Annotated in this window: 16 protein-coding genes; 4 read left to right on the top strand and 12 right to left on the bottom strand. The window is 67.8% G+C overall.

Annotated features, from left to right (window positions below):
• Nucleotides 1-86 precede the first annotated feature (86 nt).
• The 4 genes from HTY53_RS05875 to HTY53_RS05890 form a co-directional block, all read right to left on the bottom strand.
• Nucleotides 87-1,076, bottom strand: coding sequence for a Bug family tripartite tricarboxylate transporter substrate binding protein (locus HTY53_RS05875; RefSeq protein WP_174105515.1), 990 nt, complete (start codon nt 1,074-1,076; stop codon nt 87-89).
• A gap of 173 nt (nt 1,077-1,249) precedes the next feature.
• Nucleotides 1,250-2,743, bottom strand: coding sequence for an efflux transporter outer membrane subunit (locus tag HTY53_RS05880; protein ID WP_302480469.1), 1,494 nt, complete (start codon nt 2,741-2,743; stop codon nt 1,250-1,252).
• The gene (locus tag HTY53_RS05885) at nt 2,740-5,895 is read right to left on the bottom strand and encodes an efflux RND transporter permease subunit (RefSeq protein WP_174105587.1); all 3,156 of its coding nucleotides are present in this window, start codon (nt 5,893-5,895) and stop codon (nt 2,740-2,742) included. The genes HTY53_RS05880 and HTY53_RS05885 overlap by 4 nt, the downstream gene beginning before the upstream one ends.
• Before the next feature lie 35 nt (nt 5,896-5,930).
• A complete protein-coding gene (locus HTY53_RS05890; protein ID WP_174105516.1) occupies nt 5,931-7,133 on the bottom strand; it encodes an efflux RND transporter periplasmic adaptor subunit in 1,203 nt (400 codons plus the stop codon).
• A 183-nt stretch (nt 7,134-7,316) separates the two neighbouring features.
• On the opposite strand from HTY53_RS05890, the gene HTY53_RS05895 reads away from it, so the two are divergent.
• Complete coding sequence (locus HTY53_RS05895) at nt 7,317-7,904, top strand: TetR/AcrR family transcriptional regulator (protein ID WP_174105517.1); 588 nt, start codon at nt 7,317-7,319, stop codon at nt 7,902-7,904.
• A 129-nt stretch (nt 7,905-8,033) separates the two neighbouring features.
• Complete coding sequence (locus HTY53_RS05900; protein ID WP_174105518.1) at nt 8,034-9,149, top strand: alkene reductase; 1,116 nt, start codon at nt 8,034-8,036, stop codon at nt 9,147-9,149.
• 30 nt (nt 9,150-9,179) lie between these two features.
• Here the strand turns inward: HTY53_RS05900 and HTY53_RS05905 are convergent, their stop codons facing one another.
• The 4 genes from HTY53_RS05905 to HTY53_RS05920 are packed head-to-tail and all read right to left on the bottom strand — an operon-like array spanning nt 9,180 to nt 14,644.
• Nucleotides 9,180-10,910, bottom strand: coding sequence for an acetyl/propionyl/methylcrotonyl-CoA carboxylase subunit alpha (locus tag HTY53_RS05905; RefSeq protein WP_174105519.1), 1,731 nt, complete (start codon nt 10,908-10,910; stop codon nt 9,180-9,182).
• 38 nt (nt 10,911-10,948) lie between these two features.
• Nucleotides 10,949-12,592 carry a 5-oxoprolinase subunit PxpB gene (gene pxpB / locus HTY53_RS05910; RefSeq protein WP_174105520.1) on the bottom strand — a complete coding sequence of 548 codons (1,644 nt, stop codon included), beginning with the start codon at nt 12,590-12,592 and terminating at the stop codon, nt 10,949-10,951.
• A 37-nt stretch (nt 12,593-12,629) separates the two neighbouring features.
• Nucleotides 12,630-13,385: a LamB/YcsF family protein gene (locus tag HTY53_RS05915; RefSeq protein WP_174105521.1), complete on the bottom strand. Its 756-nt coding sequence runs from the start codon at nt 13,383-13,385 to the stop codon at nt 12,630-12,632.
• Between the two features lie 11 nt (nt 13,386-13,396).
• Entirely contained in the window at nt 13,397-14,644 is a 1,248-nt protein-coding gene (locus HTY53_RS05920) for an MFS transporter (protein WP_174105522.1), read from the bottom strand.
• Between the two features lie 384 nt (nt 14,645-15,028).
• On the opposite strand from HTY53_RS05920, the gene HTY53_RS05925 reads away from it, so the two are divergent.
• Nucleotides 15,029-15,697 carry a GntR family transcriptional regulator gene (locus tag HTY53_RS05925; RefSeq protein WP_174105523.1) on the top strand — a complete coding sequence of 223 codons (669 nt, stop codon included), beginning with the start codon at nt 15,029-15,031 and terminating at the stop codon, nt 15,695-15,697.
• A gap of 18 nt (nt 15,698-15,715) precedes the next feature.
• Here HTY53_RS05925 and HTY53_RS05930 read toward each other — a convergent pair whose 3' ends face one another.
• The 4 genes from HTY53_RS05930 to HTY53_RS05945 all read right to left on the bottom strand — a co-directional run bounded on the left by HTY53_RS05930 (nt 15,716) and on the right by HTY53_RS05945 (nt 19,982).
• Complete coding sequence (locus tag HTY53_RS05930) at nt 15,716-16,858, bottom strand: VWA domain-containing protein (RefSeq protein WP_174105588.1); 1,143 nt, start codon at nt 16,856-16,858, stop codon at nt 15,716-15,718.
• On the bottom strand, nt 16,855-18,003 hold the full coding sequence (locus tag HTY53_RS05935; protein WP_217435516.1) for a DUF58 domain-containing protein: 1,149 nt from the start codon (nt 18,001-18,003) through the stop codon (nt 16,855-16,857). Before HTY53_RS05935 ends, HTY53_RS05930 begins: the two co-directional genes overlap by 4 nt.
• Nucleotides 17,981-18,994 (bottom strand): AAA family ATPase, encoded by a 1,014-nt coding sequence (locus HTY53_RS05940; RefSeq protein ID WP_174105524.1) that lies wholly within the window; start codon nt 18,992-18,994, stop codon nt 17,981-17,983. Before HTY53_RS05940 ends, HTY53_RS05935 begins: the two co-directional genes overlap by 23 nt.
• A 61-nt stretch (nt 18,995-19,055) precedes the next feature.
• Entirely contained in the window at nt 19,056-19,982 is a 927-nt protein-coding gene (locus HTY53_RS05945) for a S1C family serine protease (protein WP_174105525.1), read from the bottom strand.
• Nucleotides 19,983-20,051: 69 nt separating this feature from the next.
• On the opposite strand from HTY53_RS05945, the gene HTY53_RS05950 reads away from it, so the two are divergent.
• Nucleotides 20,052-21,131 (top strand): VWA domain-containing protein, encoded by a 1,080-nt coding sequence (locus tag HTY53_RS05950; RefSeq protein ID WP_174105526.1) that lies wholly within the window; start codon nt 20,052-20,054, stop codon nt 21,129-21,131.
• The last annotated feature ends 36 nt before the right edge of the window (nt 21,132-21,167 follow it).

A 21,167-nucleotide genomic window follows, 5' to 3' on the forward strand; every position in this document is an offset into this window, starting at 1 on the left:
CGCGTGAAGCGCCCGATTTCCAGGACACGGAAAGCGAGCCGAGGGGACTGCGGCACTCCTGATGGGCCGAGGCGAAGCAACCGCGATTACTCCGCAGCGATCTTCATCGTCTTGATGTCCTTCTCCCAGCGCACCAGCTCGTCGTTGATGCGTGCCCGGAACGCCGCCGGCGTGCTGGCCTCCGGTTCGACGCCCTGCTGCGCCAGCGCCGCGACCACATCCGGCCTGGCAAGCGCCTTGGCGGTTGCGCGCGCCAATTGTTCGACGATGGCGGGGTCGGTGCCGCCGGTCGTAAAGAGCCCATACCAGCTGGAGAAGTCGTAGCCCGGCACGCCGGCTTCGGCCATCGTCGGCACGTTCGGCAGCGAAGGAACGCGCTTCCTCGTGGTGACGGCCAGGATTTTGGCCTTGCCGGTCTTCAGTGCGGCCATGGCGACCGGCACCGAGCCGAACACCATGTCGACATTGCCCGCGTAGAGGTCGTTCATCGCCGGACCGTTGCCCTTGTACGGGATGTGCAGCAGGTCGATGCCGGCCAGCTTCTCCATCAGCGCGCCGGAGACATGCAGCGTGGTGCCGTTGCCGGAGGAGCCGTAGGTATAGGCACCCGGCTTCTGCCTGGCAGCGGCCAGCAATTCCTTGACGTTATTGACCGGCAGTCCGCTCCTGACCATCAGCACATTCGCCGCCTCGGCGACCAGCGATACCGGCGCGAGGCCGGTGCGCGGATCGTAGGGCATCTTGCGGGTCAGCGCCGGCATGATGGTCTGCGCGCCGGCGCTGCCGAGCAGCAACGTGTAGCCGTCCGGCGTCGCCTTGGCCACCATGTCGGAGCCGATCAAGCCGCCCGCGCCGCCGCGGTTTTCCACCACGACGGACTGGCCCATGCTCTGCTGCAATTCCTTGGCGAGGATGCGGGCGATGGTGTCGTTGGCCCCGCCCGCGGCAAATGCCACGACCATGCGGATCGGCTTCGAAGGGTACTTGTCCGCGGCAAACGTCAGCGAAGGGGCGACGCACAGCGCGCCAAGGGCAAGCAGGGTACGGCGGCGGACGGCATTACGGACGGCGGGCATGACGGGTTCTCCTCCTGATGGTCGGCCGATCATAATTGCGCTCACAAATAAAGAAAATTAAGACTTTATTTGTCGGGTCAAAAGAAAACCTTAAGGCCCGCCTTGTAGCGCCAACTGGCCAACTTGCCGTCCCTTCATGGGCCCGCCATTCCCCATCGAGGGGCAACGCCGCCCTATATCGGTGAACTGCCCGCCGCCGGAAGCGTCCTGGCGGCGGCCGGGCTTTCCGCCGACCACCCTCCTCCAAGCGCACGGAACAGCGAAGCCAGCGCGGCCTGCCGCTGCGCCGCCACGTCGATCAGCGCGGTTTGCGCGGAATAGTGGCTGCGCTGCGCCTCGAGGTAGCGAAGATGGTCATCGACGCCGGCGCGATAGCGCGCCTCGGACAAGCGCAGCGTCTGTTCGCTGGTCTGCGCCACCGCACGACGCGCGATCTCCTCGCGCCGCAACGTATCGGTGGCGGCGAGCGCGTCCGATACTTCGCGGAATGCAGTCTGGATCGTCTTCTCGTAGTTGGCCACGGCGATGTCCTTGCGCGCATGGGCCAGATCGAGGTTCGCGACATTGCGGCCCCCGGAGAAGATCGGCAGCGTCAGTTGCGGGGCGAACGCCCATACCGTCTGACCCGCGCCGAACAGATTGGACAGCTCGCCGCTCGCGCTGCCGAACATGCCGGTCAAGGCAATGCGCGGGAAGAACGCGGCGCGCGCCGCGCCGATGTCGGCATGCCGCCCGCGCAGCCGCTGTTCCGCCGCGAGGATGTCCGGGCGATGAATCAGCAGTTCCGAAGGCGTGCCGGGCGCCAGCTCCTGCACCAGCAGCACGTCGTCGCGCGGGGTCTGCGGCAAGCGCGCGCCAACGTCCGGCACGCCGACCAGCAGTGCGAGGGCATTGGTGGCCTGGCGGAACTCGCGATCGGTGCGCTCCAGATCGGCACGCGCCTGATCGGTCAGGCCGCTTGCTTCGTGGAAATCGAGCGCGGTCGCGGTGCCGGCCTGGCGGCGCTGCGCGATCAGACGCAGCGACGACTCGCGCGCCTGCAGCGTCTGCATGGTCAGCAGATGGCGCCGCTGGGCGCTGTCTCGCGCCAGATAGGCCTGTATGACCTCGGCGATCAGGCTGATGCGGGCACTGCGCGCGGCCTCCTCGGTTGCCAGGTACTCGCGCAGCGCCGCTTCTGACAGGTTGCGCACGCGGCCGAACAGATCGAGTTCGAACGACGGCACGGCGATACCGGCCTGCACCGATTGCTGGACCGACGACATGCCCGGCTGACGCAGATCCTCCGCGACCCGCTGCCGCGTACCCCCGCCTTCTGCCTGCAGACCCGGCACGCGATCGGCGCGTTGCACGCGGTACATCGCCCGTGCCGCCTCGATGTTCAGCACGGCCTGCCGGAGGTCGCGATTGTTGTCGAGCGCGAGCGCGACGAGCTCGCGCAGCTTGTCGTCGACGATAAAACGCTCCCATTGCAGTACGGCGGCCGATGAAGGCGTGGCCTGCATGTCGTCGGACGCAGGCGGGCCGGCGGTCCATTGCGTCGGGACCGGCGCCACGGGTCGCTGATAGACCGGCGCCAGCGAGCAGCCCGCAAGCACTGCGCCCAGGCTCAGCAGCAGACAAGGAAGTACGCGCGGCAGCATCGTTCGGGATCGAATCGATTTCATTGTGCGCCCTCCGTCGTCGTGGCCGCTGTCGGCGTGATGGGGCGCGCGTTGTCCCGGTATCGCTTGAAGCGCGACAGCACCCAGACGAAAAACACCGGTGCGAAGACCACCCCGAGCGTGGTCGCCGTCAGCATGCCGCCGATGACGCCGGTGCCGATGGCACGCTGGCTGGCCGCACCGGCGCCGGTGGCAATGGCCAGCGGCACGACGCCCAGAATGAAGGCCATCGACGTCATCACGATCGGGCGGAACCGCAGCCGGCTCGCCTCCAGCGCGGCGTCGATCAGCGGCATGCCCTGTTCCCGCAACGACTTGGCGAATTCGACGATCAGGATCGCGTTCTTCGCCGCCAGACCGATGATCGTGATCAGGCCCACCTTGAAATAGACGTCGTTCGGCATGCCCACCGCATTGACCGCCAGCACCGACCCCAGCGCGCCGATCGGCACGATCAGCATCACGGCACCGGCGATCGCCCAGCTCTCGTACAGCGCGACCAGCAGCAGGAAGACCACCAGGAACGACAGCGCCAGCAGCAGCGGTGCCTGCGCGCCGGCCTGGCGCTCCTGATACGACAGCCCCGTCCATTCGTAGCCGATACCCGCCGGCAGCGTGGCGACAATGCGTTCGATCTCCGCCATGGCCTCGCCGGTGCTGAAACCGGGCGCGGCGTCGCCGATGATCTTGATGGTCGGATAGCCGTTGTAGCGGGACACCTGCACCGGGCCGATTTCCCATTCGGGCGTGGCAAACGCGCTCAGCGGCACCTGTTCGCCGCGTGCGTTCGGTACGTTCAGCGACAGCAACGCCTCGGGCGTCATGCGGTCGCGCACGTCGGCCTGCACTACCACCCGCTGCAGTCGGCCGACGTTGGCGAAGTCGGCCACGGTGGCCGAGCCATAGGCGCTGGAGAGCGCGGTGTTGATCGCCTCGAAGCCGACGCCCAGCGCTTCGGCCTTGTCCCGATCGATATCGAGACGCAGTTGCGGCGCGTCCTCCAGGCCTTCCATCATCGCGTAAGCGAGCACCGGCGAGGCGTTCGCCTTGGCGAGCAGCGCGTCGCGTGCCGCGATCAGGGCGGCACGCCCCAGGCCACCGCGATCCTGCAGCCGCAGCGCGAAGCCGCTGGCGTTGCCCAGCCCTTCGATCGGCGGCGGATCGACCGCCATCACGCGGGCCGCCTTCATGCCGGCAAATTTCGCGTTGAAGGCCGCCACCTCGTCGCTGGCATGCTGGCCGCTGCCTCGCTCGGACCAGTCGGTCAAGGTCGGAAAGCCAAGCGCCGCGTTCTGGCCGCTGCCCGAGAAGCTGAATCCCAGCACCATCGTGGTCGACTCCATCGCCTTGCGCTCGAGCAGCCAGCTCTCCAGTTCCTTGACGACGGCCTCGGTGCGCTGATAAGTCGCGCCCGGCGGCAATTGCACGTCGACCACGAAGTAGCCCTGGTCCTCGGTCGGCACGAAGGACTCGGGCAGCCGCGTGTACAGCAGGGCCAGCACCGCGACCACCATGCCGTAGACGACCATGCAGCGGCCGGCGCGGCGCAGCAGCTTCCCGTTCAATGCGGTGAAGCGCTCGGTCAGGCGGCCGAACTTGCGGTTGAACCAGCCGAAGAAGCCGCGCTTCTCCTCGTGATGCCCCGCCGGAATCGGCTTGAGCAGCGTGGCGCAAAGCGCCGGCGTCAGCGTCAGCGCAAGGAAGCCCGAAAAGAGGATCGAGACGGCCAGCGACAGCGAGAACTGCCGGTAGATCACGCCCACCGATCCGGACATGAACGCGAGCGGAAAGAACACCGCCGCCAGCACCAGCGTGATGCCGACGATCGCGCCCGACACCTGGCTCATCGCCTTGGCGGTTGCCTCGACCGGACCGAGACCTTCCTCGGCCATGATGCGCTCGACGTTCTCGACCACGACGATCGCGTCGTCGACCAGGATGCCGATCGCCAGCACCATGCCGAACATCGTCATCATGTTGACCGAGAAGCCGAGCGCATACATCACGGCCAGCGTGCCGGCCAGGCACACCGGCACCACGATGGTCGGAATCAGCGTGTAGCGCAGGTTCTGCAGAAACAGCAGCATCACGAGGAACACCAGCACCACCGCTTCGAGCAGCGTGTGGATGACCTTCTCGATGGCGACTTCGACGAAGCGCGAGGTGTCGTACGGAATCGAATACTCGATATCGTCGGGGAAGGACTTCGACAGCTCGTCGAGCCGGGCCTTGACGGCGCGCGCGGTCTCGAGCGCGTTGGCGCCGGGACGCAGTTGCACCGCCGCGCCGACCGCCGGCTTGCCGCTGGTCGTCATGTCGAAGTTGTAGTCCTGCAGGCCCACTTCGAGGCGCGCGACATCGGCCAGCGTCACCTTCGAACCATCCGGATTGGCACGCAGCACGATGGCACCGAACTCCTCGGTGGTGGTCAGCATGCCCTTGACGGCGATGGTCGCGCTCAGCTCCTGCTCGGCGCTGCCGGGCCGGCTGCCGAAGCTGCCGGCCGGCACCTGCACGTTCTGCGCGGCGATCGCCGCGTTGACATCGGCCACCGACAGCCCGTAGCCAAGCAGCTTCTGCGGGTCGATCCACACCCGCATCGCTGCTTCGGCCCCGAAGAACTGCACCTTGCCGACGCCCGGCACGCGCCGGATCTCGTTGTTGATCCGTCGCGCCGCATAGTCGGCGAGCGTGACCATGTCCTTGCCGGCACCGTCTCCCTTGAAGTTGATCGCGTAGACCATCAGGAAGCCCGCGCTGACCTGCTCGGTACGCAGGCCCTGCCGCGTGACCGCGGCCGGCAGCCGCGCTTCGGCCTGCTTGATGCGGTTCTGCACATCGACCTGGGCGAGGTCCGGGTTGACGCCCGGCGCGAACGTGACGGTGATTTCGGCGAGGCCGGCGGAGCTGCTGGACGAGTCGTAGTACAGCATGCCCTTGGCGCCGTTCAGCTCTTCCTCGATGACGCTGGTCACCGAGTCGACCAGCGTGGTTGCCGAGGCGCCGGGGTAGATCGCGGTAATCGCGATCTGCGGCGGCGCAACCGTCGGATATTGCGAGACGGGCAGCGACGGCATCGCCAGCAATCCGGCCAGGACGATGAAGATGGCCAGCACCCAGGCGAAGTTGGGGCGATGAATGAAGAATCTTGGCAGCATGATTTGTGTTCAGTGGCGCGACGCCTGCGCGCCTAGCCTCGTTGCCCCGGAGGACTGTTCGATGGCGCGGCCTCGGCGGCACGGCTGGCCGGCGCTGCGGGAACTGCGGGGGCTGCCGGGGCGATGCTGACCTTCTGCCCCGGGTTTGCATCGCCGCCGATCACGATCCGATCGCCCGGCTTGACGCCCTCGACGATCTGCCATTCGCCGCCCTGCATGCGGCCGGTGCGTACCTGGCGAGTCTCGGCGACATCGCCCTTGCCGACCACCACGAGGTGCGCCTTGCCATCGGGGCCTCGGCGGACCGCCCGCTGCGGCACCAGCATGGCGGCGGGATCGGTGGCATGGGTGACATGCACGCGCACGTACATGCCCGGCAGCAACAGGCCGTCATCGTTGGGCAGCTGGCCGCGCAGCGACACCTGACCGGTCTCGCGCTCGACCGAGATGTCGGAGAACAGCAGCCGCCCTTCCCGCTTCTTGTCGGTGCCTTCGATCGTCACCTGGATCGGCACGCCGCCGTCCCGCTGTTGGCGCAGCCGGCCCTGCTCCAGCGCTTCGCGCATGCGCATCACGTCGGCGACCGGTTGCTTGAAGTCGACGTAGACCGGATCGAGCTGCTGGATGGTCGCCATCGGCGTGGCCTCGCCCTGCCCGACCAACGCGCCTTCCGTGACCAGCGCGCGGCCGATCCGTCCCGAGATCGGCGCCCGCACGGTCGCGTACTCGAGGTTCAGGCGCGCAGTTTGCACCTCCGCCGCGGCACTGCGACGGGCTGCCTGCGCGCTCTTGAGCGCGGCCTGAGCGGAATCGAAGTCCTGGCGGCTCACCGCTTCGATCTCGACCAGCGGGGTGTAGCGGCGCACCACCGCGGCGGCCTCGGACAGCACCGCTTCGGCCCGGGCCAGCTCGCCTTCGGCGCGCGACAGCGCCGCCTGCAAGGGCGCGGGATCGATCTGGAACAGCGGATCGCCGGCCTTGACGTCGGCGCCTTCCTTGAAGTTGCGCTTGAGCACGATGCCGGGCACCCGAGCCCGTACTTCGGCGACGCGAACCGGTTCGATGCGGCCCGGCAGTTCGCTGCTGACCGCCATCGGCCTGGGCTCCAAGGTCAGCACATCGACCGACGGAGGCGCAGGCGCCGGCTCCTGGTCGGCATTGCCGCACGCCGTCATGGCAATGGCGGCAGCCAGCACGGCGACGGTCCGCCGCCCTTGCCATGGAAAGTGCTTCATGTCGTACCTTCGCTGTTTGCAAAGCATCGGATGGTACGCCGGTTCGTCAGATGAATCAATAACGATTCATCCGGTAAGGAAACTGGCGTTTTTGGCCGATAATCCCTCCGCGCCAACGTCGCACTCCGCCAACAAGTCACAGAAAAGTGCTTTTCGAGACATAACAGTGAAACCCACACCGTCATGACGGCTGCCATCGCATCGAACGAAGACCACAGCCGACTCCTCGCCGCCCTCGCGCTCGCCCTTGTCGACCAGCCTCGCGGCACCTTGCAGGATCTGGCCAAAGCCGTCGGCATCAGCAAGGCAACGCTGTATCGCTTCTGCCGTACCCGGGACCAATTGATTTCCCGTCTGATCGACCATTGCGTCCGCGTACTCGCCGAAGTCATCCAGTCGGCCGGACTGGACGATCCTTCTCCCCTTGCCGCGCTACGACGCCTGAATGCCAACATGGTCGAGCAGCGGGAGGTGGCCGCATTCCTCATCTACTACTGGCGAGAGGTCGTCTCCGGCGTGTCGTCGGATTGGCAGACCGACTGGGAGGGCAAGCTCGACGCCTTCTTTCTGCGCGGACAACAGCAAGGCGTCTTCCGCATCGACATCACCGCCCAGGCGCTGACCGAAATCTGGGCGTCGGTGCTGATCGGTCTGCTCGATGGCGAGCGGCGCGGCCGCATTGCGCGGGCGGGCCTGGCGGCGGTGGCGGAACGGGCCTTCCTGCAGGGCGCCGGGGCGCCTTCCGTGCAAGTAACCAGCGCCAACCCTTGATCGTCACGCAAGAATCATTTGCCGAATGGCGGGTTTTTCCAGACCGGCGGGATCCCCACAATCGTCGCATCGCGAGATCGGCATGGCCCACGGCCACGCCGATCCGGAATCCGCAACCGTGAGGACCCCATGCTGTTTACGCCCTATCGCCTTGGACATCTGACCACCGCAAACCGTATCGTGATGCCGCCGATGACCCGCTCGCGGGCGGGCGAAGGCGGCGTGGCGACCGACCTGATGGCCGAGTATTACCGTCAGCGCGCCTCGGCCGGACTGATCATTTCCGAAGGCACGCAGATCAGCCAGCAGGGTCAGGGCTATGCCTGGACACCCGGCATCTACACGCCCGAACAGGTGGCGGGCTGGCGCAAGGTCACCGACGCCGTGCACGCCGCCGGCGGCGCCATGTTTGCGCAGCTGTGGCATGTCGGCCGTGTCTCGCACACCTCGCTGCAGCCGGGCAATGCCGCGCCGGTGTCCTCCTCGGCGCTGGTGGCCGAAGGGGTCAAGGTCTTTATCGATGTCGAAGGCAAGGGGCCCGCCGGCGGTGCCGGTGCGATGGTCCAGCACTCGACGCCGCGTGCGCTGACGATCCCGGAAATCCATGGCATCGTGCGCGACTACGCGCACGCCGCGCGCAATGCGCTCGAGGCAGGCTTCGACGGCGTCGAGCTGCATGGCGCCAACGGCTATCTGATCAATCAGTTCATCGATTCGCAGGCCAACGCGCGCACCGACGAGTACGGCGGTTCGCTGCACAACCGGCTGCGCTTTCTGAAGGAAGTCGCGCAGGCCGTGACCGACGTCGTCGGCAAGGATCGCATCGGCGTGCGCCTGGCCCCGCTGACCACGCTGCAGGGCGCGATCGACGACACGCCGCAAGCCACCTACCTCGCCGCTGCGCACGCGCTTGGCAAGATCGGCGTGGCCTATATCCACATCGCGGAAGCCGATTGGGAAGACGCGCCGCTGATGCCGGCCGCCTTCAAGGAGGCGCTGCGCGAGGTCTACCCCGGCACGCTGATCTACTCGGGCAACTACAACAAGGCGCGTGCCCAGGAGGCGCTCGCCAAGGGTTGGGCCGACCTGGTCGGCTTTGGCCGCAGCTTTATCGCCAATCCCGACCTGCCCTACCGGCTGCGCCACGACCTGCCGATCCATCCCGGCAATCGGGCCAGCTATTTCGGCGGAGGCGCCGCGGGCTACACCGATTACCCCGAGTACGCGGCGAGCGCGGCGGCCTGAACCGGACCCCTTGAGCGAGGCCGAACGACCTCAGGCAATCTCGGCCAGCCGCGCACCCGCCGTCAGGAACGTGCCCGCGCTGGCCTGCCAGGTTATGCGGCCATCGCGATGCGCATGGACCTGCATCTCCATCTTCATCGCCTCCATCACCGCGATCAGGTCGCCTTCCTTGACCTCGTCGCCTACCGCCACCTTCCACGCTTGCACCGTGCCCGCGATCGGTGACGGCAACTCGGCGGGGTTGGTTGCGGCGGCCTGAGCCGGTTTTTCGGCTTCGCCAGTCGCAGGGGCGCTGGCCAGGCCCCGGATCCATTGCGCCGGCACGCCCAGCACCATGCGCCGGCCGTCGACCTCGATCGCGGTGCGCAACAGGCTGTCATCCTGCTGCGGCTGCGCGCGGGCGGCGGCGGCAAGCGGCTCGGCGAAGTCGGACTCGATCCAGCGCGTGTGGACCTTGAAGCCATCTGTGCCGACGAAATCCGGGTGGTCTATCACGGCGCGATGGAATGGCAGCACCGATGCCACGCCCTCGATCCGGAATTCGCGCAGCGCCCGACGGGCGCGCGCCAATACCTGTTCGCGCGTGGCGCCGGTCACGATCAGCTTGGCCATCAGCGAATCGAACGTACTCGGCACCACCGAGCCCGACTGGACGCCGGAGTCGACGCGCACACCGGGCCCGGACGGCGCGTCGAAGCGCTGCACCGGCCCGGGCGTGGGCAGGAAGCCCCGACCCACGTCCTCGGCGTTGATGCGGAACTCGATGGCGTGCCCCAGCGGCACCGGGGTCTCGGTGATCGACAGCGGCAGGCCATCGGCCACGCGCAGTTGCTCGACGACCAGATCGACGCCGGTGGTCTGCTCGGTCACCGGGTGTTCGACCTGCAGCCGCGTGTTGACCTCGAGGAACGAGATCGCACCGGTGGCGCTGAGCAGGAATTCCACCGTGCCGGCGCTGGTATAGCCCGCGGCCGCGCAGATGTCCCGCGCCGCCGCGTGAATCCTTGCGCGCTGTTCATCGGTCAGGAACGGCGCCGGCGCCTCTTCGACGAGCTTCTGGTTCCGGCGTTGCAGCGAGCAATCGCGCGTGCCGAGCACGACCACATTGCCGTGCCGGTCGGCCAGGACCTGCGCTTCGATATGGCGCGGCTTGTCCAGGAACTGCTCGACGAAACATTCGCCGCGGCCGAAGGCGGTCACCGCCTCGCGCACCGCCGATGCGTACAGCTCCTCCACCTCGTCCATGCGCCACGCGATCTTCATGCCGCGGCCGCCGCCACCGAAGGCGGCCTTGATGATGATCGGCAGGCCGTGCCGTTCGGCAAAGGCCAGCACCTCGTTGGCGTCGGCGACCGGCTCGGGCGTGCCGGCGACCAGCGGAGCGCCGACCTGCAGCGCGATCTTGCGCGCCTGCACCTTGTCGCCGAGCCGTGCGATCGTGGCCGGCGACGGGCCGATCCACGTCAGGCCGGCATCGATGACGGCCTGCGCGAACGCCTCGCTCTCCGACAGAAAGCCGTAGCCGGGATGCACGGCATCGGCGCCGCTGCGGCGGGCGATCTCGAGCAGCTTGGCAATGTTCAGATAGGTCTCGGCCGGACGGTCGCCGTCGAGCCCGTACGCCTCGTCGGCCAGGCGCGCGTGCATCGCGTCGATATCGGCATTGGCATACACGGCGACGGAGCCGACGCCGTAGTCGGCGCAGGCGCGGATGATGCGGACGGCGATCTCGCCACGGTTGGCAATCAGGACTTTCTTCATCGCGAATCTCGGTGCGGAAATCTCGGTGGGACGCCCGCTCAGTCGGCAGACGGTTGCAGTGCTTCGAAGGGACCGACCAGGTTGAAGCGCAGCCACGCGCCGACCGGAATCTGGCCCGCACGATCGAGGTGGTAAGGCGCCACGGCGCCGATCACCGGATAGCCCCCGGTCAGCGGATGGTCGGCCAGGAACAGGATCGGTTGACCGCTGGGGGGCACCTGTAGCGCGCCCAGCACCGTGCCTTCGCTGGGCAGCTCGCCGGTGATGGCGCGTTCCAGCGGGACCTCGCCAGCCAGCCGCAAACCCACGCGGTTGGACTGCGGCGTGACCCGCCAGCGCTGCCCGGCCAGCCGCGCAACCGACTCGGGTGTGAACCAGTCAGTGCGCGGGCCGAGCACCACGTCGAGCACGACGTCCCGATCGACCGTCGGCAGGTCGGCGGCCGGCTGCTCTGGCATGCCGACCACGGCGCCGACGGGCGCGGGCAACACACCCAACACATCGCCGACGGCCAACGGTGCCGGTCCGATTCCGGCAAGCGTGTCGGTGGCGCAGCTGCCGAGCACCGGGGCAACGGCAAAGCCGCCGCGTGCCGCGATATAGCAGCGGGCGCCGGCGCCCGGCTGGCCAAGGCTCAGCGTGTCGCCATCGGCCAGGGCCACGGCCTGATGCGTCGGCACGTTCCACTGCCGGCCGTCTGCGGTACGCAGGGTCAGCGGTGCCTGCGCGCCGGTGACGGCCAGCACGGTGTCCCCCTGGCTCTGCAATTGCAGACCGCCGCCGACGGTTTCGAGCGCGGCACTGTCGCTGCGATTGCCGACCAGGCGGTTGGCCGTCCTCAACGCCGCCTGGTCCAGTGCGCCCGAGGCCGACACGCCCTGCCCCGCCTGCCCGTGGCGGCCCGGATCCTGGAACACCGTCAGCAATCCAGTGCACCTGACCTTCAGCGCGGCGGACGAGGCCGCCCTGCCGGGCTGGCCATGCGGGTCGACTGCCGGCACAGCGCCGCTTCCCGCCCCATCCGGGCGGCTGCCGGCCGTGCCGATGGGGGTGTCAAAGCCACCATCCAATGCCGCCATATCGACAAAGCGCACGCGATAACCCGGCTGCAGCAACGCCGGTTGCTCACGGCCCAGGTCCCACATCGGCACCGGCGTCGTGCCGATGATCTGCCAGCCGCCGGGGCTGGCCTTCGGATACACGCCGCTGAAGGCGCCGGCGAGCCCCACGGCGCCGGCCGGAATCTGCGTGCGCGGCGTACGGCGGCGCGGTACGTCCAGCGAGGGGTGGCCGCCGCTCAGATAGGCAAAGCCGGGGGCGAAGCCGGTGAAGGCGACGGTGTATTCGCTGCCGGTGTGGCGGCGCACGACTTCAGCAGGCGTGATGCCAAGCCACTGCGCCACCTCGGCCAGATCCTCGCCGTCATAGCGCACCGGGATCTCGATCAGCGTATTGCTGCGCTCGACACGCTGCGACAGATCGCGCGAGGCAATGGCGCGGACCAACGCGGAAGCGGTGGTCGCCCAGGGCCGGTAGTGCACGAGAATCGTGCGGGCGGCGGGCACAAGCTCCGCCACGCCGTGCAAAGGATCGCGCTGCAGCGAGGCCAGCAGCGCCAGCGTCTGGTCCAGATCGGCCAGCTCGACCAGCAGCGCATTCAGGGAAACGGGCAGGAAACGCAAATCGAACTCCGCAAATGCCAGATCCAGCGCTGCACGTTCAGGCGAACGCGCAGACCTTGACGCCGTCGCGCTCCAGCGCATCCCGCACGGCGCGCGCCATTTCCAGCGCGCCGTCACTGTCGCCGTGCACGCAGATGGATTGCGCCTCGATGCGGGCCACGCTGCCGTCGATGGCACGCACCGTCCCCTCCCGCACGAGGCGCAACATCCGCTCGGCGACCTCGGCCTCGTCGTGCAGCACCGCGCCCTTCTGGCGCCGAGACACCAGCGTGCCCTGCGGCGTGTAGGCGCGGTCGGCAAACGCTTCGGCAATGACGCGCAGGCCGGCTTCGCGCGCCCAGCCGACGAGCGGCGAGCCGGCCAGCGCGACCAGCGCCAGCTCGGGATTGACCGCGCGGATCGCGGTGATCACGTCCCGTGCCTGACGCTCGTCGCTGGCGATGGTGTTGTACAACGCGCCGTGCGGCTTGACGTACCGCACCGTCGTGCCGACCGTCGCCGCCATTCCGGCCAGGGCGCTGATCTGGTAAATCACGTCGGCGATCAGGTCGTCGCTGGCAAGGTCCATGTTGCGACGGCCGAATCCTTGCAGGTCCGGATACGAGACATGGGCGCCCACGGCAACGCCGCGCGCCTTGGCGGCCTTCAGCGTCTGGAGGATGCCGGCCGGATCGCCGGCATGAAAACCGCAGGCCACGTTGGCGCTGCTGACGATGTCCAGCATGGCGGCATCGTTGCCCATATGCCAGGCGCCAAAGCTCTCGCCCAGATCGCTGTTCAGATCGATTTGCATGGCATCCAGCCTCAGTGCGCCGGCTCGGCTTCGCCCAGCAGTTCGCGGCCCTGCGTCTCGGGCAACAGCAGGCAGGCGACGACGACCAGCCCATAGGCACCGGCGGCGAGATAGCCGATCGCGACCCCGAGCGACATCGTCGCGCCCATATGCCCGATCATCGCCGGGAACACCGAACCGACGGCGCGCCCGAAGTTGTAGCAGAAGCCTTGGCCGGAGCCGCGGATATGGCTCGGATACAGCTCGGTCAGATACGCGCCCATGCCGGAGAAGATGCCCGACAGGAAGAAGCCCAGCGGGAAGCCCAGCACCAGCATCGCGGCATCGGTGATCGGCAGCTGGGTATAGCAGATCACCAGGATCGCGGCGCTGACCGCGAACAGCATGAAGCACCGCCGGCGTCCGAGCCGATCGGACAGCCACGCGCTGGTCAGATAGCCGGCGAAGGAGCCGGCGATCAGCACCATCAGATAGCCGCTGGTGTTCAGCACGGACAGATTGCGCTCCATCTTCAGGTAGGTCGGCAGCCAGGTCGTCACCGAGTAGTAGGCGCCCTGCATGCCGGTGGCCAGCAGGCTCGCCAGCACGGTCACGCGCAGCACGCCGGGCTTGAAGATCAGCATGAAGTTGTTGCTTTGCCCGGTGATGGCGAGCCTGGCCTTGGTTTCGCGATACACCTCGGGCTCGCTGATGTTGCGGCGGATATAGAGAATGAAGACCGCCGGCAGCACGCCGATCCAGAACAGCACGCGCCACGCGTATTGCTGCTCGAACATCGCATAGACCGCCCAGAAGGCAATCGCCGACAGGCCCCAGCCGACCGCCCAGCTGCTCTGCACCAGCCCGACCGCCTTGCCGCGATGGCGGGCCCTGATCATCTCGGCAATCAGCACGGACCCGACCGACCATTCGCCGCCGAACCCAAGCCCTTGCAGCATCCGCGTCACGAACAGCTGCTCGGGCGACTGCGTAAAGCCGCTGAGGAACGTGAAGAAGCTGAACCACAGCACGGTCAGCTGCAGCACGCGCACGCGGCCGTATTTGTCGGCCAGGATGCCGGCCAGCCAGCCGCCGATCGCCGAACTGATCAGCGCGCCCGTGGCGATGTAGCCGGCCTGGGCCTTGGTCATGCCCCACACCAGGATGAAGGTGGGAATCATGAAGGTGTAGATCATGTAGTCGAAGGCATCGACCCCATAGCCGACGAAGGCGGCAAAGAGCGTCTTGCGCTCTGCCTGCGTTGTTTCTCTTAGCCACATGGTTGCGCTCACTCGGGATAACGACACTGCGTGGGGAAGGCTCGCCGCACGGTTTGCACCGCAACGTTGCGACGACGTCAGGGTAGTGAGCGGGACCGCGCGAGACCGCCAGCCGGTCGCCCATGCACCGCAGCGCCGTTTGGCAGGTCACCTGCCATGTTGATAAATATTCACGCCTTTACTCAACCACCGTGGCCGGATTGTTCAACAATCAAAGAGAACGATCGATTCTGGTATACACCTAGACGTGTTTCTGCCCGACGGCGTCGCACCAATCCCGTGCATGTTGTTGAACAAAAGGTGGGGTAACATCCCGCGGCGGGATTTGCAGGCGCCTCGTCCAGCCCCGGCCGACCGTCGTCCCGACCTTCCCTTGCAGCGAACATGACAACCAGTTCTGACGTAAAAAACCTGGCCGAGCGGGTCACCGAACAGATTCGCCAGCGCATCCTGCATGGCGACTTCGCGCCAGGGCAGCGGCTGTCGGAGGCCGCGCTGAGCGAAAGCCTGCAGATCTCGCGCAATACGCTGCGCGAGACGTTCCGCGTGCTGACCAAGGAGGGTCTGCTCAAGCACGAGCCGAACCGCGGCGTGGCGGTGGCCATTCCGAGCATTGCGTCGATCATCGATATCTACCGGGTGCGCCGCCTGATCGAATGCCAGGCGATCGCGCAGGCCTATCCCAGTCATCCGGCCAGAAAGCACATGCGCCAGGCGGTGGAAGCGGGACTGCGCTGCCGCGACAACGCCGACTGGCAGGGCGCGGGCACCGCCAACATGGAGTTCCACATGGCCATCGTGGAACTGGCGGACAGCGAGCGGCTGAACGTGATGTTCTCCCACCTGCTGGCCGAACTGCGGCTCGCGTTCGGCATGCTGCAGGACCCGGAATTCCTGCACGGGCCCTATGTCGAGATGAACCAGCAGATTCTGCAGCTGTTCGAGTCGGGCAAGCTCGCCGAGTGTGCGCAGGCGCTGAACGACTATCTGGTGCAGTCCGAGCGCATCGTGCTGTCGGCCTGCGCGCGGCACCCGATCTTCAAGGGGCGCTGAGCGAGGGCGGCGGTGGCGCTACAGCACCCGCCCGAACCACCATAGCGACAGCAGCGCGGCCCCGGCCGCGAGCACCGCGCCGAGCGCGGCGAACAGCGCGGTGATTTCCGCCTGCTCGGTCTTGCCGAGCGTCAGCTTCGCGTTGATCGCCCGATACACCTGCCTCAATCTGGCGGCGTCTTCCAGACGGAAGTATTCGGCCCCGGTGGTATCGGCGACCTGCTTCAGCACCGCCTCGTCCAGCTTGACGCGTGCCGACCAGCCGTCGGCCGACAGCACGACACCCTGGGTCGTGCCGACTCCCACGGTATAGACGCGCACGCCGTAGGCGGCGGCGAGCTCTGCCGCCTGTATGGCGGTCGGACCGGCATTGCTTTCGCCGTCGGAGAACACGACGATCGCCCCGGCGGCATAGGAGCCGGGGGCGGCGCCCTCGGCGTCGGCCGCATTTGGCCCTCCCTGGCCGCCTCCCTGGCCTCCTCCCGGTGCCACTCCCTGGGTCCCTCCCGATGTGCCGAACGGACTGCTGGGCGGGCCCTGCTTCTTCAGCGGCGAGGCGTCGCCCTCCATCAGCCGCGCCGCGTCCTCGGTCGCTTGCGGCCGCAGCGCCGTCAGCGCGATCAGCAGGCCGTTGCCCAGCGCGGTGCCGCCCTGCGGCTGCAGCCGATCGATCGCCGTGGCTACGTCCTGCTTTCTGCGGCTCGGCGCCTGCGCCACGGCCGAGGTCCCCGCCATCGCGACCAGGCCGACGCTGACGCCGGCCGGCTTCGCGTCGAGCAGCCCCTTGGCGGCGTGTTGCGCGGCGCGCAGCCGGTTCGGTTGCACGTCCTTCGCACGCATGCTGCCGGACAGGTCGATGACCAGCATTACCGTCTCGATACGCGAGGGCAGCACCAACAGCGCATGAGGACGCGAGATGGCGACGATCAATGCCGCCAGCCCCAGCAACATCAGCACAGGCGACACGTGCCGGCGCCAGCCCGCGACGCCGCGATTGGCGAAACCTACGGTCTTCAGCGCCGGATAGTGAACCGCCGCGCGCCGGCGGCGGGCGTCCAGCCACAGGTAGGCGGCGGCCAGCAAGGGGATCAGCAGCAGCAACCACAGCATCCGGGGCCACAGGAAGCTGATGGCGGGAAGGCGCGCGATCGCGTCGCTCACGCCGTCCATGCGGTCCCCTTCCCTGCGCCTTTCCGTGGCGCCTTCTCTGCCGCATCCTCTGCCGTATCCTCTGCCGTATCCTCTGCCGCCTTCTCTGCCGCCTTCTCTGCCGCCCTCTGTGCCGAGCTCCCGGGCGGACTTGCCGCCGGATTCACTGCCCCCTTCGCGATCCCCTGCCGATGACGCCGCTGCCGCGAGAATGCCAGCAGGGCCAGATCGAGGCGAGCGTCGGTCGACAGCGTCAGGCAATCCACGCCAGCGCGCGCAAAGCCCAGCCGCAGTTCATCCTCGCGCGCCTGCGCCGCCGCGGCGAAGCGCTTGCGAAAGACCGGGTCGTGGGTGTCGACGAACATCTGCTCACCGGTTTCGGCGTCCTGCATCACGAGCAAACCCAGATCGGGCAACGCCTGCTCCAGCGGATCGACCAGCCGCACGGCGATGACCTCATGACGCCTGGCCAACATGGCGAGCGACGCCTGCCAACCCGGGTCGCTGATGAAGTCCGAGACGACGAACAGCACCGAGCGCCGCCTGGCCACCGCCCGCGCGTGATCGAGCAGCTCGCGCAGCCGCGTCTGGCCCGGCGAGGCGGCAGGCGTCGCATGCATGCAATCGAGCAGGTGCAGCAGCTGTCGGCGCCCCGCACGCGCGGGCACCGCCGACGCCGTCATGTCGGCGGCCCCGTTATAGAGCACGGCGCCGACGCGGTTGCCGTAGCGGGTCAGCAGCAGCACCATCACGGTGGTGAAATCGCTGAGCAGATCGCGCTTGCGGACCTCGCCCGAGCCGAATTCCACCGAGCCGCTCAGATCGAGCAGGAACCAGGCCGCGATCTCCCGGTCCTCCTGGAACATGCGCACATGCGGCGTCTGCAGCCGGGCAGTCACATTCCAGTCGATGTGGCGGACGTCGTCGCCGGCCTGGTATTCGCGCAGGTCGGCCAGGTCCAGCCCGAAGCCGCGAAACAGCGTGCGATAGTCGCCTTGCAGCATGCCGTCGAGGCGGCGCACCACCGTCCATTCCATGCGGCGCAACAAGGCGTCGGTGCGGCCTGCCCCGACACCGCGCGGCGCGCCGGGCGCGGCAGCGCGCTCGGAAGCGGCCTCCGGGCCGGTCCGGCGCCTAGCGCGCAGCCGCCCGAACATGGGATTCCAGCGGACGCTCGGGAACCGGCATGGCCTGTACGATGCGGCCGATCAACGCATCGGCGGTGACGCCGTCGGACATGGCCTCGTAGGACAGCGACAGCCGATGGCGCAATACGTCCGGGACGAGGTCGATCACGTCCTCCGGCACCGCGTAATGCCGGCCGCGCAGCAGCGCCAGCGCCCGCGCGCCTTCGATCAGGCCGATGGTCGCGCGCGGGCTGGCGCCGAAGGTCACGTACCGATCGAGATCGTCGAGCCCGTAGCTCGCCGGCTTGCGGGTGGCCGCTACCACGCGCACCGCGTACTGGATCAACCCCGGATCGACATACACGTTGCGGCACTCTTCCTGCAGCTCGGCCAGTTGTTCCGGCGTGGCGATCGGACTGACGTCGATTCGCGGACCGGTCACGCGGTTGACGATCACCACCTCTTCGTCCTCGCTCGGATAGCCGACCAGCACTTTCATCATGAAGCGGTCGACCTGCGCCTCCGGCAACGGATAGGTGCCTTCGGTCTCGATCGGGTTCTGCGTGGCCATCACCAGAAACGGCATCGGCACCCGGTGCGTTTCGCCGGCGATGGTGACCTGCTTTTCCTGCATCACCTCGAGCAGGGCGCTCTGCACCTTCGCCGGCGCGCGGTTGATTTCGTCGGCCAGCAGCAGATTGGCGAAGACCGGCCCGCGCACCGTGGAGAACTCGCCGGTGCCCTGGTGATACATGCGCGTGCCGACCAGGTCGGCGGGCAGCAGGTCGGGCGTGAACTGGATGCGCTTGAACGTGCCGCGCATGGTTCTCGCCAGCGTATTGACGGTCAGCGTCTTGGCCAGCCCCGGCACGCCTTCGACCAGCAAATGGCCGCCGGCAAGAATCGCCACCAGCACACGTTCCAGAAAATGGTCCTGTCCCACCACCACGCGTTTGACCTCGTACAGCAGGCGTTCCATCAGGTTGGCGGTTTCGATGGCGTCCCGGGCTTGGTCGTTCATGGGCCTCTCGCTTTCGTCTTCGTCGGAGTTTTCGTCTCGAGTTTTCGTCTCGAGTTTTCGTCTAGAACGGCGAAGCGCCGACGGAACCGCCCGCGCTTTCGATGGTGATGGCAAACCCGATGCCGAGAAAATTGCCGCTCTGGTTGGGATTGAGGATGGCCGTGACGATGCCCACCACCTCGCCCTTCATGTTGACCAGCGGTCCGCCCGAATTGCCGGGATTGGCCGCGGCATCGAACTGGATCAGCTTGTCCAGCCGCTGCTTGTCGTCCGGCGACACGAACTGGCGGTCGAGCCCGGACACCACGCCGGCCGTCACCGACGGCCCGATGCCGAACGGGAAGCCGACCGCCACCACTTCGCTGCCGGGTGCGAGTTCTCGGCTGGAACCGAGCGTCGCGGGCGGCAGGTCGTCGGGTATCGATTTGGGCTGCAGGATGGCCAGGTCTTTTTCCGGGACGGCCTGCAGCAGGGCCGCCTCGGCGGTATGGCCATCGTGGAATCGGACCTCGACGCGCCGCGCGCCGGCGACGACGTGATAGTTGGTGATGATGACGCCGCTCTCGGTGACGACCACGCCGGTGCCGATGTGCCGGCCGTCGGGCAAGGTTTCCGGCGCGCTCTTGTCGCCGGGGGGCTTGCCCTTGGCGGTTTCGTCGCGCGGGGGGCGCCGGGATGGAGTCGAGGATTCGGGCAGCGGCTTGGCCGGGCGATCCCGTCCGGCCTTGTCGGTGCGGGGTTTTTCCGCGGCGGGCTCAGTGCCCGGATAGGCGCGGACCTCGACCACCGACTGGCGAACCGCCTCGGCCGCGCGCGCGGCGCGCGACGGCAGGTCTTTGGTATGGAGTGTGTGGAGCACCGCAGAGTCGATGTCCGACTGCGTCAGCGCCCGCTGTTTCGGCTGCAACAGCCAGGCCGAACCCACGCCCGCAGCGAAGACGAGTGCGATCGCCGCCAAGGCTCCACCGTAGATCGTCACCCGTTTCATCGCCGCCCCGAGTTCACGCGCCGGAAACTACAGTACCATCGTTCTTAACGACGCGCCAAGGAGCAGGGCATGCAGTTTCTCTGGCCTCAAATGCTCTGGCTGCTGCTTGTGCTCCCCGTACTGGCTGCAGCTTATTTCTATGTGCTCGCCCGGCGCAGGAAATCCGCGCTGCTCTACGCCAGTCTCGCGCTGCCCCGTGCGGCGCTCGGTCCCCGCCAATGGCTTCGGCGCCACGTCCCTCCGCTGCTGTTCCTGTTGTCGCTCGGCACCGCGCTGCTTGCCTGCGCTCGCCCCAGCGCCACCATCACGCTGCCGGCCGACACCATCACGCTGGTGCTCGCCATGGACGTCTCGCGCAGCATGGAGGCCACCGATGTCTCGCCGACTCGCATCGCCGCCGCCCAGCAGGCCGCCACCAACCTCGTGACGGGGCTGCCCGCCAACGTGCGCCTGGGCATCGTGTCTTTCGCCGCCACCGCTTCGGTGGTGCTCAGCCCGACCGACAACCGGCAGGACATGCTCGAAGCGATCGAGCGCTTTCAACTTCAGCGCGGCACCGCGACGGGAAGCGGATTGATCGAGGCGCTGGCCGTGCTGTTCCCCGACGACGGAATCGACCTGGAGGCGGTGCTGTTCGGCAGCGCGTCGGAGCAGTTCGAGAATCCGGGCCGATCGCTGGACGAAGCGGCCGCCGCGGACGCGGCCCGCAACCGCGAGAAGCGAGCCAGGCGGGAGGAACGACCCGCCGCCGAGCCCGGCTCCTACCGGCACGGCGCGGTGATCCTGCTCAGCGATGGCCGCCGCACCACAGGCCCCGATCCGGTGATCGCGGCCCGCATGGCCGCCGAGCGCGGCGTGCGCGTCTATACGGTCGGCTTCGGCTCGCCGCAAGACGGCACGGGCGGCGGACAGGCCATGTCTTACTACATGCAGCTCGATGAACCCGCGTTGCGCGCAGTGGCCAAGCTCACAGGCGGCGAGTATTTCCACGCGGGTTCCGAAGCCGACCTGAGCCAGGTCTATCGCCAGCTCAGCTCGCGCTTTGCGCTCGAGCGCCGGGAGACCGAGGTCGGCGCGCTGTTTGCCGCGGTGGCGGTGCTGCTGCTGGTCGCGGCGAGCGTGCTGTCGATCCTGTGGTTCCGGCGCTGAGGCGCCGAAGGTGCCCGCCCCACCACACGCCTGCCG

The sequence above is a fragment of the Cupriavidus gilardii genome (assembly GCF_013314895.1).
In the GTDB taxonomy this organism is placed as follows: Bacteria; Pseudomonadota; Gammaproteobacteria; order Burkholderiales; family Burkholderiaceae; genus Cupriavidus; species Cupriavidus gilardii_C.